General features: G+C 46.8%; 14 protein-coding genes and 1 other annotated feature. Of the genes, 2 read left to right on the top strand and 12 right to left on the bottom strand.

What is annotated here, in order from left to right; all coding sequences use genetic code 11:
- Positions 1 to 8 precede the first annotated feature (8 nt).
- Complete coding sequence (melA, locus tag OWN49_RS12790; protein ID WP_176283486.1) at positions 9 to 1,307, top strand: alpha-galactosidase MelA; 1,299 nt, start codon at positions 9 to 11, stop codon at positions 1,305 to 1,307.
- 36 nt (positions 1,308 to 1,343) lie between these two features.
- Here melA and OWN49_RS12795 read toward each other — a convergent pair whose 3' ends face one another.
- The 4 genes from OWN49_RS12795 to OWN49_RS12810 form a co-directional block, all read right to left on the bottom strand.
- A complete protein-coding gene (locus tag OWN49_RS12795; protein WP_217904219.1) occupies positions 1,344 to 1,820 on the bottom strand; it encodes a GNAT family N-acetyltransferase in 477 nt (158 codons plus the stop codon).
- 84 nt (positions 1,821 to 1,904) lie between these two features.
- Positions 1,905 to 2,216 carry a rhodanese-like domain-containing protein gene (locus OWN49_RS12800; RefSeq protein ID WP_003152299.1) on the bottom strand — a complete coding sequence of 104 codons (312 nt, stop codon included), beginning with the start codon at positions 2,214 to 2,216 and terminating at the stop codon, positions 1,905 to 1,907.
- 116 nt (positions 2,217 to 2,332) lie between these two features.
- Positions 2,333 to 4,747 (bottom strand): leucine--tRNA ligase, encoded by a 2,415-nt coding sequence (gene leuS / locus OWN49_RS12805; protein ID WP_003152297.1) that lies wholly within the window; start codon positions 4,745 to 4,747, stop codon positions 2,333 to 2,335.
- A 109-nt stretch (positions 4,748 to 4,856) separates the two neighbouring features.
- Positions 4,857 to 5,070: a binding site (T-box leader), on the bottom strand.
- Between the two features lie 102 nt (positions 5,071 to 5,172).
- Complete coding sequence (locus OWN49_RS12810; RefSeq protein WP_015418038.1) at positions 5,173 to 5,508, bottom strand: DUF4257 domain-containing protein; 336 nt, start codon at positions 5,506 to 5,508, stop codon at positions 5,173 to 5,175.
- Between the two features lie 389 nt (positions 5,509 to 5,897).
- On the opposite strand from OWN49_RS12810, the gene OWN49_RS12815 reads away from it, so the two are divergent.
- Positions 5,898 to 6,683: an STAS domain-containing protein gene (locus tag OWN49_RS12815; protein WP_156735674.1), complete on the top strand. Its 786-nt coding sequence runs from the start codon at positions 5,898 to 5,900 to the stop codon at positions 6,681 to 6,683.
- 41 nt (positions 6,684 to 6,724) lie between these two features.
- Here the strand turns inward: OWN49_RS12815 and OWN49_RS12820 are convergent, their stop codons facing one another.
- From OWN49_RS12820 to OWN49_RS12855, 8 genes are all read right to left on the bottom strand, one after another.
- Positions 6,725 to 7,909, bottom strand: coding sequence for an MDR family MFS transporter (locus OWN49_RS12820; protein ID WP_176283487.1), 1,185 nt, complete (start codon positions 7,907 to 7,909; stop codon positions 6,725 to 6,727).
- A gap of 195 nt (positions 7,910 to 8,104) precedes the next feature.
- The gene (locus tag OWN49_RS12825) at positions 8,105 to 8,815 is read right to left on the bottom strand and encodes a YwaF family protein (RefSeq protein WP_176283488.1); all 711 of its coding nucleotides are present in this window, start codon (positions 8,813 to 8,815) and stop codon (positions 8,105 to 8,107) included.
- 107 nt (positions 8,816 to 8,922) lie between these two features.
- On the bottom strand, positions 8,923 to 10,863 hold the full coding sequence (locus tag OWN49_RS12830) for an FtsX-like permease family protein (RefSeq protein ID WP_176283489.1): 1,941 nt from the start codon (positions 10,861 to 10,863) through the stop codon (positions 8,923 to 8,925).
- Entirely contained in the window at positions 10,860 to 11,615 is a 756-nt protein-coding gene (locus OWN49_RS12835) for an ABC transporter ATP-binding protein (RefSeq protein ID WP_015387828.1), read from the bottom strand. The genes OWN49_RS12830 and OWN49_RS12835 overlap by 4 nt, the downstream gene beginning before the upstream one ends.
- Before the next feature lie 102 nt (positions 11,616 to 11,717).
- On the bottom strand, positions 11,718 to 12,722 hold the full coding sequence (locus OWN49_RS12840; protein ID WP_176283490.1) for a sensor histidine kinase: 1,005 nt from the start codon (positions 12,720 to 12,722) through the stop codon (positions 11,718 to 11,720).
- Entirely contained in the window at positions 12,715 to 13,410 is a 696-nt protein-coding gene (locus tag OWN49_RS12845) for a response regulator transcription factor (protein WP_014305616.1), read from the bottom strand. The genes OWN49_RS12840 and OWN49_RS12845 overlap by 8 nt, the downstream gene beginning before the upstream one ends.
- Positions 13,411 to 13,473: 63 nt before the next feature.
- Positions 13,474 to 14,784 (bottom strand): ABC transporter permease, encoded by a 1,311-nt coding sequence (locus tag OWN49_RS12850; protein WP_003152283.1) that lies wholly within the window; start codon positions 14,782 to 14,784, stop codon positions 13,474 to 13,476.
- Positions 14,774 to 15,469 carry an ABC transporter ATP-binding protein gene (locus OWN49_RS12855; RefSeq protein WP_176283491.1) on the bottom strand — a complete coding sequence of 232 codons (696 nt, stop codon included), beginning with the start codon at positions 15,467 to 15,469 and terminating at the stop codon, positions 14,774 to 14,776. The genes OWN49_RS12850 and OWN49_RS12855 overlap by 11 nt, the downstream gene beginning before the upstream one ends.
- Positions 15,470 to 15,484: the final 15 nt, after the last annotated feature.

A 15,484-nucleotide genomic window follows, 5' to 3' on the forward strand; every position in this document is an offset into this window, starting at 1 on the left:
AATTTCTGTTGAAGAAAATTACGTTTATCGGAGCGGGAAGCACGATTTTCGCAAAAAATGTACTGGGGGACTGCTTACTGACTGAAGCATTAAACGGATTTGAATTCGCGCTTTATGATATTGACGCTGTACGGCTGAAAGAATCCCAGCTCATGCTGGAAAACATGAGGGACCGCTACAATACGAGTATATCCATCATCTCTTACGATGACCGAAAACAGGCGCTTACACAGGCCAGATATGTGATAAACGCCATTCAGGTCGGAGGCTATAAACCCGCGACGGTCATTGACTTTGACATCCCGAAACGGTACGGTCTCCGCCAGACGATTGCCGATACCGTCGGAATAGGCGGCATTTTCCGTTCCCTTCGCACCATCCCCGTTTTATTTGACATCGCAAAAGACATGGAAGAGGTCTGCCCGGATGCGTGGCTGTTAAACTATACAAATCCGATGGCCTCTCTGACCGGAGCGATGCTCAGACATACAAATGTCAAAACGGTCGGCCTGTGCCACAGCGTCCAGGTCTGTACCAAAGATCTGTTCGACTCACTCGGCATGGATCACGAAGGTACGGAAGAACGCATTGCCGGCATCAACCATATGGCTTGGCTTTTGGAGATTAAAAAAGACGGAATTGATTTATATCCGGAAATTAAAAGACGGGCACGCGAAAAACAAAAGACGAAACATAAGGACATGGTGCGGTTTGAGCTGATGGATAAATTCGGCTGCTACGTGACGGAATCATCTGAGCATAATGCCGAATATCACCCGTATTTTATAAAAAGCCGGTATCCGGAGCTGATAGATGAACTCCAAATTCCGCTTGATGAATATCCGAGGAGATGCGCGGATCAAATCAAAAATTGGGAAACGATGAGAGACGGCATCATCAACAACCAAAACCTGACGCATGAACGCTCGAAAGAATACGGTTCGAGAATTATAGAAGCGATGGAGACGGGCCGTCCGTTCACATTCGGCGGCAATGTGCTGAATACCGGGCTGATACCGAATCTGCCGGCGAAAGCGGTCGTTGAAGTGCCGTGCGCCGCCGCCAAAAACCAAATTATGCCGTGCTATTCCGGCGAACTTCCGGAGCAGCTCGCGGCGCTCAACAGAACAAACATTAACACACAGCTTTTAACCATCGAAGCAGCCGTTACATTAAAAAAGGAAGCCGTATATCAAGCGGCCATGCTTGATCCGCATACGTGCGCCGAGCTTTCCATGAATGACATCATCTCTTTGTGCGATGACTTATTTGAAGCGCACAAAGACCGGCTTCCGGCTTATCATTGATCATTCGCGATCCGGTCCTGAGCGGGCCGGACGCTTTTATATGTTCAGCACCAGTTTGACCGTCTGTAAGGTGTGTCCTTTAAAATCTTCTTCAAATTCACATACCCTTTGAAACCCTTTCGCTTGATAAAAGGACAAGGCGATGCGGTTCTCTTTTTCTGCATGGACATAAAGCTTTTTTACCCCGCCGGACTGCCTGATGCATTCTTTAAGAAGTGCCGTGCCTATCCCGCTTCCCTGGCAATCCGGGTCAATATAGATGGCGGTCAGCTCCGCATTTCCGTCTTTTTGAACCGGGGTGACATTTGCAAAACCGAGCACTCGCCCCTCTTCTTCTGCCACAAAGAACAAAGAATGCAAGAGCCGGCGTTCCATCATCCCATCCTGATAGGCGGATTCGAGAAACTGATCCTGAATGTGTCTGGGAATAATCCCTTCATATGTATGATGCCAGCTTCGTTCTGCGACTTGCCGGACCTGTTTGATATCGTTTGTTTTCATCGCGCGGATCATCGGTTTCACCTGATTCGCCTCCCGTTTTTTTATAAAAAAAGAAGAAAAAGACGCACGTCCCTTTTCTTCTTTCACTTCAAAGCGTTATTTCTTCGGCTTTGTTTCGCCTTCCCACTCCAGCATGCCGCCTTCAACATTAACTGTACGGAAGCCCTGCTCATGTAAATACATACAAACGTTCATGCTTCTTTTTCCGGAACGGCAGATAAATACATATTCCTTGTCCTTGTCTAACGCATCCATCTTCTCAGGGATGTCCCCCATGCGGATATGAACGGCCTCCGGAATCATTCCTTCGGCAACTTCTTCATCTTCTCTGACATCAATCAGATACAGCTCTTCTCCCGCTTTTAATTTTTCTTCCAGTGCGGCTGTGCTGATTTCATTTATTTTCAATGCGTGACACTCCCATTCATCTTTATGGTGTTAAGTATACCAAAGCCCGCGGTGCAATTTCTATGATAGAGGCCTGATAAAAAAGCCCCTCTCTGTAAGAGAGGGGCTTCGTCCGGTCAGTTTGCCACGATATTGACAAGCTTGCCTGGTACGGCAATGATTTTTCGGATCGTTTTTCCTTCAAGCTGCTCTTTTACTTTTTCGTCAGCTTGTGCGAGCTGTTCTAACGCTGCTTTATCAGCATCAGCCGGAACCATTAATTTCGCTTTTACTTTTCCGTTCAGCTGGACGACGATTTCCACTTCATCGTCCACCAGTTTTGATTCATCATAAGCAGGCCAAGCCTCGTATGCAATCGAACCTTCGTGGCCGAGTTTTTCCCACAGTTCTTCCGCCAAATGCGGCGCAACAGGAGAAAGCAGCTTCACAAAACCTTCGATATATTCTCTCGGCAGTTCATTCGCTTTGTAAGCTTCATTAATGAAGACCATCAGCTGAGAAATGCCCGTGTTAAAACGAAGGGCTTCGAAGTTTTCTGTCACTTTCATAACCGTTTCATGATAGACGCGCTCAAGAGTTTCGCCCGCGCCTTCTGTCACTTTACCCGTCAGCTCGCCGTTTTCCTCGATAAACAAACGCCATACGCGGTCAAGGAAGCGGCGCGCTCCGTCAAGACCTGATTCAGACCAGGCGATAGATGCGTCAAGCGGCCCCATAAACATTTCGTACAGGCGAAGCGTATCTGCTCCGTGAGACGCCACAATTTCATCCGGATTGACGACGTTTCCGCGGGATTTACTCATTTTTTCATTGTTTTCCCCGAGAATCATCCCTTGGTTATACAGCTTTTGGAACGGTTCTTTCGTCGGCACGACACCGATATCATAGAGGAATTTATGCCAGAAACGAGCGTACAGAAGGTGAAGCACGGCATGCTCCGCTCCTCCGATGTAAATATCGACGGGCAGCCATTTATCCAATTTCTCAGGTGAAGCGAGCTGATCCGGATTTTTCGGGTCGATAAAGCGGAGGAAATACCAGCAGCTTCCCGCCCATTGCGGCATCGTGTTCGTTTCTCTTCTGCCTTTTCTGCCCGTTTCAGGATCAGTGACTTCCACCCACTCTTTAATGTTGGCAAGCGGTGATTCACCTGTTCCGCTCGGTTTGATCTCATCGGTTTTCGGCAGAATCAGCGGCAGCTCTTCCGCCGGAACGGCTGTTGACGTGCCGTCTTCCCAATGAATGACCGGAATCGGCTCGCCCCAATAGCGCTGGCGGCTGAACAGCCAATCACGCAGACGGTATGTCACTTTTTTCTCACCGTTTTTCGTTTCTTCAAGCCAGGCGATCATTTTTTCAATCGCTTCCGCTTTATTCAGTCCGTTCAGAAAGCCGGAATTGACATGTTCTCCGTCTCCCGTGTACGCTTCCTCTTCCGTGTTTCCGCCTTTTACGACTTCTTTGACAGGCAGGCTGAACACTTTGGCGAATTCAAAATCACGTTCGTCATGCGCCGGCACGGCCATTACAGCGCCCGTTCCGTAAGAGGCGAGGACATAATCCGCTATCCAGATCGGCAGCTTTTCCCCGTTTGCAGGGTTTACGGCATATGCGCCTGTGAAGACGCCCGTTTTTGTTTTCGCAAGATCTGTCCGTTCCAGGTCACTTTTCGCCTGAACTTCTTTAACATAAGCGTCTACCGCTTCTTTTTGTTCAGGTGTCGTGATGGCCTCCACAAGCTCATGCTCAGGAGCCAGTACGGCATAAGCCGCGCCGAACAGCGTATCCGGTCTTGTCGTAAAAACCGTAAACGTGTCATCAGTGCCGTCGATCGCGAAATGCACGTTTGCGCCTTCTGAGCGTCCGATCCAGTTGCGCTGCATGTCTTTAATGCTTTCCGGCCAGTCAAGTTCTTCTAAATCTTCAAGAAGCCTGTCCGCATAAGCGGTGATTTTCAGCATCCATTGTCTCATCGGGCGGCGTTCAACCGGATGGCCGCCCCGCTCGCTTTTGCCGTCAATGACTTCTTCGTTCGCAAGCACCGTTCCGAGCGCCGGGCACCAGTTGACCGGCACTTCGTCTACGTATGCGAGCCCTTTTTCGTACAGCTTGGTGAAGATCCATTGCGTCCACTTGTAATAGTCCGGATCAGTCGTATTGATTTCACGATCCCAATCATAAGAAAATCCGAGTGATTGGATCTGGCGGCGGAAATTATCTATATTTTGTTTTGTGAACTCAGCCGGATCATTTCCCGTGTCAAGCGCGTATTGCTCGGCAGGAAGCCCGAACGCGTCCCATCCCATCGGATGAAGCACATTGTACCCTTGCATGCGTCTCATGCGAGAAAGGATATCGGTTGCCGTATAGCCTTCCGGATGTCCGACATGAAGGCCGGCTCCTGAAGGATACGGAAACATGTCAAGCGCGTAAAACTTCGGCTTGTCATTCTCTTCACTGACGGCGAACGTTTTATGATCCAACCAGTAATTCTGCCATTTCTTTTCTATTTTTTCGTGCTGAAAACTCAACGTAAAAACCTCCTTCTGATTGAATACGGCGTATGTAGTCCAAGTATTGACGGGATGAGGAAGATTATATTCAGATTATTCTAAAACTAAAAAAAACTCCCTCATCCCTAAAAGGGACGAGAGATTTTTGTTTCCCGCGGTACCACCCTCGTTAGCGCGGTTTTAAGCCGCACTCACTTGATACTTTTAACGCAGTTATGCGTCAGCGGTTTTGCCGCTGCAACTCTGAGGCGAGTTCGGAAACAGACTTGATTGACTTGCACCGGCCGTCAACTCTCTGAGTGCGAAATCTGCTTCTTACTGCTCCTCTTCACTGTTCTTATCGCTACCGTAATCTTACCTGTATTTTATAGAATTCTGTTCATAAGTGCAAGCAGGTTTGTATACAATGGGAATGTACCCGGAACGGGTCGTGAGCGGGGATATTATTTTGATGGAGGATTTTTTTGCTGGTGTGGTTTTGCTTCGGCCGAATCACTGTTTTGTTCTCTGACAAAATCAAAGCTCCTGAGAACAGCTTCTCCGCCGTAGCCTGCGATTATGGATAAGATGACGAGTTGAATTCCTGAATCGGGGTCAGCGGATAAGACAAGTAAGATGGAAGCAGCCATTCCGATAAAACCATCTTCCAAAAAACCGAGATAAATAAACCGCTTTGTCATTCTGGGTTTCTCCAGCCTGCCTCTCTTTTTCACATGACCGAGAACCCCCATGATGCCTCCAATTACACAAGCAATTATTACCTGATGCAGCATCTTCATCACCTTCCTAAAGCCCTTATTTAGTAAAGCGACTTCAGGCCATCCAGCCCCCTTACGAATACGATGATTTTCGATATCTACATACCGGCGATTGAACAGGAATGTAAAAAGCTTGTTTCTTCCATTATATGTGAACACATGATCGGTAAGCTTGATGCATTAGATTCATTTTTCACCCAGTGACAATGACCTAGTCACTTACTTAGCGATGATGTGCCTTCCCCTTATATATTCAGTGTATATGAGGACAAGCCCGAATGACAAATTGCAAACTTCGGCTGCTTGAATCAGAACATATGTTATGCTACGGTTACTGTAGATTCATTTAAAAAGGGGAGAAACAACGGCTGAAAAAAGCGCGCAGCTTTACGGCCAAAAGGGGGTTTTACATGGCTGACTCAAATGTATCCGGAAAACTGGAGCAGCTGGAGCTTATCAAAAAGGCGCTTGATCACGCACGCATCGGCGTGGTGATTACAGACCCCTCTCTTGAGGACAATCCCATCATATATACAAATCAGGGATTTATGGATATGACAGGCTACTCTTCCGAAGAGATATTAGGTAAGAACTGCAGATTTCTGCAAAGCAAAGAAACCGACCGTCAACAAGTCGCGAAAATAAGAAAGAGCTTAAACCAGAAAGAAAAGATCACGGTGCGGCTGAAAAATATCAAAAAAGACGGCACCCCGTTTTGGAATGAACTCAACATTGATCCTCTGTATGTTGAAGACAAGCTCTATTTTGTCGGTTTTCAAAAAGACATTACAGAGCAGAAAGAATACGAAAAGCTCCTTGAGGATTCCCTCACAGAAATCACGACGCTTTCAACACCGATTGTTCCGATCCGAAACGGCATCTCCGCCTTGCCGTTAGTGGGAAACTTAACGGAAGAACGATTTGATTCAATTGTGACAACTTTGACGGACATATTAACCGCATCTAAAGATGATTACTTAATTATAGACTTATCAGGTTTGGCCGAGGTAAACGAACAGACCGCAGACCGGATTTTCAAATTGCACCACCTGCTTAAATTAATCGGCACAGAACTGATTATCACGGGTATCAAGCCTTCCCTCGCCATGAGAATGAATCAGCTTGATGCCAGCTTTTCTTCATTAAAGACATATTTAAACGTTAAGGACGCCGTCAACGTGCTTCCGGTCGTATAAACAAAAAAATCCCGCCGAAACAGCGGGATTTTTTTATGTCGTCATCGCACTTGGACGTTTTGTTTATTAACGGTTTTCAGGCGTTTGTCGTACAGCACCGTCGCTGCGATGCTGACAACAAGAAGCACCATCAGGATCAACAGCAGCACGCTCATGCCGTACTGATCAACCAGCACACCGCCAAGGAGCGGCCCGATCATTCTGCCGCCCGTCGCCGCACTGTTGACGAATCCTTGGTAAAACCCTTCTTTCCCCTTAGGCGCAAGCTGATTGGCAATGGTAGGAACGGCAGGCCAGACAAGCATTTCTCCGACGGTTAAAATCACCATTGCGGTGAGGTACATCGGAAATTGCCTGGCGCTAAGAAGCACACCGAACGAGACGATAAAAATACAAAAGCCGATGACCATCTGCGTTTTTAACGCACCGGACCATTTTTTCAGAACAGCTCCTATGAGAGGCTGTCCGGCGACAATTAATATTCCGTTTACGGTCCAGAGCACACTGTATAATGAAAGCGGCATACCGATGCTTTGAGTATGTGACGCAACGGTTGTGGACCACTGCGAATAGGCAATCCACCCGAGAACATACCCGCCGCTCAATATGAGAAGCGCCGTAAATTTCGTTCTGCTGCTGACAGGCTCGTAGTCCAGAACAGAAACCTGGCTCGCATTTCCGGTTTTGATATTTCGAAACCCGAAAAATACGATAAGGAAAAACAGCACATACAGCAAAGCATTGGCTAAAAACACGTACGTAAACGAGTACGCCGCAACCATCCCGCCGAGTGCCGAGCCCACGGCGACACCTGCGTTCTGAGCTACATAAATCGCATTAAAAGCTCTCCGCCCGCCTTCTTTCCATACCGCTCCCGCCATGGCGTAACTGGCCGGAAACACGATACCGGAACCGAAGCCGACAATGATGAGCAGCCAAATATAAACGGGCCATTGGTGAAACAGAACGAGTCCGAGAAGACTTGCCAATGTGATCATAATGCCCAGCATAATGGATTTGAATCCGCCGATTTTATCAAACAAAAATCCGCCGCATAAATTCCCCGCCACACTGGCCCCGGAATTCAGCATCAGAACAATCCCCGCAACAGTCAGCGATTTCCCTAAATGATTATGAATATAGATCGTATTCAGCGGCCACAAAAAAGATGCGCCCGTCACATTGATAAACATTCCGATGATTAATATCTTCAAAGCGCGCGGCATACCGATCCCCCTCTCTCTATAAAAAACCCCATGAAAAAACGGAAACCGCAAGCCGCGGCTCCGTATCGATCACGTTATCATAGCACATTCATTCTATCGCCGCGGACGTCTTTTTTCAACATCAGAATCTGAAAAAAATAATGCCGGAATGTTGAAAAAATTACAAATGATTGGATTCGCAAAAACAGACCGGCTTCATGCTCTTTTCCTCAGCAGCCAAAACGGAATATACAGAATGAAAAAGCTCAATATCACCGCCGCTTCCATTGATAGAAGATACCACGGCCAAGGTCCGAAAACATTCAGAAGCGAAGCGGTCTTCGGTTTTTTCATTAAATATAGGTAATTTGCATTCAGCACACGATCAATAAAAAAGACACACGCCCCGTACAGATTTACGATCAGCACCGACACCCACAGCCCGCGCGCAGACGGTCTGTACTTTTCTGCAGCGGCCATGAATAGACAGGTAAGAAAAACACAGCCGTGGGAGACGAAAAACACGATGTACCGAAAATGCGGGAAAGAATACGCCCCTAAATCAGGTGTTGCCATCGCCTGTACGGCGCTGCCCAAACCGGCAAAATAGAGGAAGGCGAACAGCTTTTTGCTTTTTGTCATAACCATCAGCATCGCCAAATAGACGGAAAGGTCGCTCAGCTGCAGCGGCAGAGCTGTTTTCAGCGACCAGGCATGATGACAAAGCAGCCGTATATGATAGCTGATCTGCGACACGGCAAGGAGAATGAATAGTACATAGCGGATCATGCGACTCTGGTTGAGCTTTTTCCGGAATACGATCACGCCCGCCCCCAGCAATCCGATGATCAACAGCGTGAAAATGTGTTCCTTGGAAAAAAGATGAAAGGCCCCTGTTTCAGATTTCAATTGAAAATACTTCTGCATAAGGCTCCCCCGCGCGAAAAAATGACGTATGTCTATTCTTTTAAAAATCGCTTTCTTCTATTCATACAAAAAAAGCCTCCGCTTATGCGGAGGCTCCTCAACTTGTTTTACAAGGCGGATTGAATGACCTTTTTATAATACAGCACCGACAGCATGCCGAAGATGGAGTACAGCAGCGTATACAGCGCCATGACGATGATCATCGGCGTCCACACTTCCGTTCCGAATAAAAACCATCCTGATTGAACGGCAAAATAGCTGTGGAACAGCCCGAGAACGAGCGGAATGCCGAAATGATACGCCTGCTTCCGGCGGATGCCTTTCAGCAGATCTCCCGTTGTGAAGCCGAGCTTCCGCAATATCGTATAATCAGCCTTCTCATCCTCACACTCGCCCATTTGTTTAAAATAAAGGATACAGCCTGAGGTGATCAGAAAGGTTAATCCTAAAAAGCCGACAATAAACATGATCAGCCCCATGTTTTTCTTTTGCGTGTCAGCCGTTTCAAATTGTGAAAGCGCGCCGTCTGAATAGTGCTGCGCCTGAAACAGACCATCAGCTTTTTGGATGTCCTCTTCTCGTTTGAGTGTAATGCCGAAAAACCGATTTGATTTTCCCTGGATGGACGGGTCGATATCTTTCTCGATCCGGTCGAATACCTGCTGCGTGACGATAACGGTCGGCAGCCCTCCGCTTGTAAATGTATATGACAGGAGGAAGTCGTTCTTCAAGCCCTTATACGCCAGCGGTATTTTATCCGTTTTGCCGTTTATATCAATGGAACCTGACGTTTTCAGGTCGAGAAATCTTTTCATCATATCATTATATCCGGTAAACACGGCTTCTCCGTCAGAAAGCTCCGTCCCTTCTGCGTCTTTCTCGCTTATAATCGGCAGCGCCAGGCTGGACGGGTCTTGTTGAAAGCTTTTCATGTCGCCGTTTATGATGTTCTTCATATTGACACCGGCTTGAATGGTCTTGATTGTTTTTACTTTGTGTTCAATTCCGTTTTTCTTCAATAAAGCGGTAAATGAGTCAGTCTCCTTTTGGTTATCAAACGCAAAGTCCGCGGCTGTATTTTGCTCAGCCGATTTTTCCGCGGAGTAGTACGAGATATAGCTTAAAGACAGTAAACCGATTGCCAGCGCCGAAAGAGTCGTAATAATCGTCAGCAATACGGCGTTTGACTTCATCCGGAACATGATGGATGACAAAGACAGCACTTCACTGACATTCAGATACCCGCCTTTTGATTTCCGGATGAGATTTGCCAGAAAGCTGACCGAACCTTTATAAAACAGATAGGTTCCGATAATGACCGAGCCTAGAATAAACACCATGGCCGAAAACAGTTCATTCATGCTCGTAAAACTGCCTCCGAATAAATCCGCGGACACGGCATAGCCGGCGATAATGGCCGCAATACCGACAACGCCGATCAACATCTGCACCCAAGAAAGCCGTCTTATGCCGCTTTCTGACGATGACGCGGTTTTAAATAAAGACAAAATGCTTTGCCGTTTAATAAATAAGTAATTCATCATCATAATCAGCACGTAAATTGCCCCGAACACAATTAACGTCTGAACGAGCGCCTTGCTAGAAAAAAACAGTGAGACAGAGGCTTTCACATCGACTGTATGAAACAGCATCATCATACATAATTTCGAGAGGGAAAAGCCGGCAAAAATACCGATCCAAATCGATCCGAAATACAAAATGAAATTTTCTGCGCTGAGTATGCGGAAAATGTGCATTTTCGTCATGCCGATTAATCGGAATAAGCCGATTTCCCGGCCGCGCCGTTTAATAAAAATGGTGTTGGCGTATAAAAGAAATACCGACACGATCGCCACAAGCAGTACAGAGGCGGCCCGGATTGCCGCCGCTCCTTTTATGGAGCTTTTCATTTCATCAAGCGCAGGATCGTATTGCATCGTGACAAACGCGAAATAAAGGGCGGCGCTGAACACCAGCGCAAAAACGTAAAGGTAATAGTTTTTCATATTCTTTTTCAGGTTCTGGAAGATCAAATGATGAATACTCATGCCTGAACCCCGCCCAATACACTTTGCGTTTTCATAATATCCTGAAAAAAGTCCGGTCTGTCCTGGCCGCCTTTATTCAGCTGTGTATACACACGGCCGTCTTTAATGAAAACCACACGTCCGGAATAGCTGGCGGCAACCGGATCATGCGTCACCATCACAATGGTGGCGCGGCGTTTTTGATTCAGGCGGCTGAGTTTATTCAATAAATCCGTGGCAGCCTTTGAATCGAGCGCTCCGGTCGGCTCATCAGCAAAAATAATGCCCGGCTCGTGAATAACAGCTCTTGCGGCAGACGTCCGCTGTTTTTGCCCGCCGGAAATTTCACTCGGATACTTATGTCTCAAATCATAGATCCCAAGCTCCTCTGCCGTCTCGGCAAATCGCAGGTCCGCCTCTTTCTTAGACATTTTCGTAATGGATAACGGAAGGAGTATGTTTTCCTTCACGGTCAGCGTGTCCAATAAATTATAATCCTGAAAAATAAAGCCGAGATGCCGTTTTCTAAATTCGGCAAGCTGTTTTTCTTTCATGGATGTAATCTCCGTCTCGTTCAGTTTAATGGTGCCCGCGCTCACTTTATCAATGGAGGAAAGCACATTCAAAAGGGTCGTTTTCCCTGATCCTGACGGGCCCATAATGCTGACGAATTCCCCTTTGTGAATCTGAAGATCAATTCCTTTCAGCACCTCTTGTTTATTCAGCTTGTTTCCGTAGCTTTTTTGGATATTGCCTGCTTCTAAAATCATCACGTTATGAGTCTCCTTTTACATTGGTTATCTTTATTTTAAAAACAGAAGCCGTTTTTTTCGTTTGATTAAGCGAACAAAAGAGAAAAGCATGTGACACTTTTGTCACACGCTGAACATGCTGACGGCATCGTTCTGTTTCGGAAACACCAAGGTAAAAACCGTGCCGCTTTCCGGCTCAGAGCGCACGCTGATTTGGATGAGAAGAGGAGCCGCGGCTTTTTGAGCCAAATACAGGCCCATCCCCGTTGACGCGTGATCTCGCCTCATTCGCGTCGAGGTAAATCCTTTTTCAAAAATGCGCGGAAGATCTTTGGGCTCGATGCCGATGCCGCGGTCTTCAATATCGACATGCACCCGGCCGTTTTGTTCATAGCTTTTTACGGTAATGTCATCCGCTTCACTGTATTTGACGGCATTGCTTAACAGCTGCCTGATGATGAAGGAAAGCCATTTTCCGTCACTGTGAACGTCCGGTGAATCAAGCTGAATGTCAAACCCGATCCCTTTTTGTATGCACCATGATTGCAGATTTTTAATTTCTTTGAAAACGAGCGGTCTGAGCTGAATGCGCTGGAATGATAAATCATTTTCAATAAAGGACAATCGTTTCTGATGAAGCTGCTGGTCCAGGAGATGGTGAATCCGCAGCCATTCATACAGCAAAGGGGCTTTCAGCGGCTGTTCATCAAGGCGCTCGATCATGAGATGCATCGCTGTCAGCGGTGTTTTGACCTCGTGAATCCATGACATCAGGTCATCCTTTTCATGCTCTGACGCCGCCTGAAGATCAAGTGAGCTTTTTCGTAATTGCTCTGTCTGCCCTTCAATGCTTTCTTCAACGATAGACTCAAACGGACTGTCAGGCGCTTTAAGATAAGACATGTCTAAATTGGCGTCCCACTCTCTTAAGCTTTTATAATAGGCGGTCTCTTTCCGATAGCGGAACAAGAGAAATACAAGAAACACAAGAAGCGACAGGTAAACAACATACAGCACTGAAAGAAACGGAATAGACGGATCAATATATGCCGCAAAAAGGAGCACAGCCTGCTGCAAAAGAAACATCGCGATCCAGCTTTTTCTTTCGAGCAGAAATGATTTAATCATAAAGACCGTCTTCTTCCTTTGCGATGTATCCCTGCCCGACCTTGGTTTCAATCATTTTCCCGATGCCTAATTGATCGAGTTTTTTCCGCAGCCGGTTGACATTCACCGTCAGCGTATTATCACTGACGAAACGCTCATCATTCCATAGGCTTCTGATGAGTTCTTCCCGGCTGACGATTTTATTTTTCTGTTCAGCCAGCAGTTTTAAGATCAGCATTTCGTTTTTGGTCAGTTCGACCGAACCGTTTTTACGGCTGACCGTGTTGGTTTCTGTGTCAATGACCGCCCCGCACCATCTTTTCATCAGCGCCGGTTCTGTGCCGTATTGGTGCACACGGCGGAACACGGCCTGTATTTTCGCGATTAACACATCAAAGTGAAAAGGCTTCTGAATAAAATCATCTGCCCCGAGCTGCATCGACATGACCATATCCGCGGGATGATCGCGCGAGGACAAAAAGAGAATCGGCACGTTTGATTGGGAGCGTATCATTCTGCACCAATGAAAGCCGTCAAATTTCGGCAGCTGTACGTCAATGATCACCAAATCAGGCTTGATTTCGGTAAACTCCCGGATGACCCGGCTGAAATCCTTTATTCCGTGCACCGCAAATGACCAGCCCGTTAATCTCTCTTTCATCTCGTGAAACAAAGTGTTATCGTCTTCTATTAACAAAATGTGAAACATGGTATCCGCCCTTTTCTGATAGATAGAGGAAAAACCGGCTGATGTCCAGCCGGCTTTTTTCCTTTACAGTTCTCTTCTTAATGCGGTCAGAACGTTGGTTTTTGTCGCTTTGCGGGCCGGATTCATACCGGAAATTACCGCGACCCCCGCACAAATGACAACTGCGATCACAACGAGGCTGAGCGGGATATAGGAGAAGGTATAATGAAGATCTTCAGCTCCGGTGTTTCCCCCTACCGCTTTCAAGATAACCGGCACAGCCAGATTGACGGCAAAACTCACTCCGTAAGAAATGATAATCCCGATGACAGAACCTAATATCCCGATATAGGCGCTTTCCATCAGGAACATTCTGCGGATGATGGACGGGCTTGCGCCGATCGCTTTCATAATCCCGATTTCCTGCGTTCGTTCCGTCACCGCCATCGTCATCGTATTGAAAATACCGATGGCAGAAATCACGACGGCGATAAAGCCGACAAAGATCAGGCCGATTTTAAAGACGAGGAAAAAGGTGTTGACGCCCTTCAGCTCGGTTGTGACAGATCTGACATAAAAGCCGTCATCCGTGAGGTCATGGGTAAGCTGATCGACATGATCGAATTTGTCCGCATACACATTGATGCTTTTTTCCGCATTTCCATTCTTCAGATCCAAGAATGTCGAGAAGTCTTTTTTGAATTGATCACTCACAAAAATATTTGTATCCTCCATCCAATCTTGGGACGGTTTTTTTGTAATTCCGACTACTTTGAAGTCGTACGTTTTCGTTTTTTCAACGTCTCCGTCTTTGTTTGTTTTGGAGATGCTCAGCTGTATCGTTTTATTAAGCAGGTCTTTCGTATAGCCTTTTGGTTTTTTCACCTCCGACATGTCGCCTTGGTGATCCTTTAACTCTTTGTCGTAAGCGTCAGCCTCTTTTTTCGTCAATAGGTTCTTCGCAAAATCATAGCCGACCACGATTTCATTCTCTGTGCGGGCGACTCTTCCCTGATCAAGCTCCATATTGGCTTTGACTTCATCTTTCATGTTTGTCAGCACAATGGCTGAATCTTCATTTGTTCGGTTTCCCAATGACGCTTTGTTCGGTTCATACACTTGTGTTCTCTCAACGACAGACTTGACATTTTTATACTTTTCCAAGTCTGATTTCTTCACGGCTTTTCCGTTCTCTTGGCCGAGCACATTGATTTCCGTAACAATCTGCTGGCTCATGGTAATGTCTGTAATCGTTTTTTGGATGCCGAATCCGACGGAAGCCAGCACCACTAAAAACGCGCACGCCATTGTCGTCGCCAGCACCGTCATGAAAACACGCAGCCGGTTTTTCTTCATATTTCTTCTGATAAAGTGAATCTGATCCTTAAATCTCAACAGTAACGCCCCCTTTTAATACACCGTCATGCAGCTGGAATTTTGAATGCGCGATCGAAGCGACTTCATCGTCATGCGTAATGATGACAAATGTAATCCCGCGCTCCCGGTTCAGCTGCTGAATTAATGCAAGCACCTCAAGTTCCGTTTCTGAATCGAGGCTTCCCGTCGGCTCATCGGCTAAAATAATTGACGGATTTAAAATGAGGGCTCTTGCGATACTGACACGCTGCTGCTGGCCGCCTGACAGCTCATTCGGATAATGATTCGCATGATTCTCAAGTCCGACCCGTTTCAGCATATCCGCGACTTTCTGCTTGCGTTCAGACGGTTTGACGCCTTTTAAGGCAAGCGGCATTTCAACATTTTCATAGGTTGTCAGACTCGGAATGAGCTGAAAGCTTTGAAAAATAAAGCCGAAATACCCGAGGCGGAACTGCGCCCACTCTTTTTCATTGAAACCCGTCACATCAGTGCCGTTAATGACGATACGGCCCTTTGTCGGCGCTATGTATCCCGAAATTAAATTCAGAAGCGTTGATTTTCCGGAACCGCTCCGCCCGACGATACAGGCAATTTCCCCTTTTTCAACGGTCAAAGAGACATCCTTCAGTACCGGAACCTCACTCTCTCTGCCTTTCCTGCCGATTTTAAATGAATGATCGATATGCTGTACCTCTATCACGTACACCACTCCCCC

This window comes from Bacillus sp. NEAU-242-2 (assembly GCF_027853835.1).
GTDB lineage: Bacteria > Bacillota > Bacilli > Bacillales > Bacillaceae > Bacillus > Bacillus velezensis.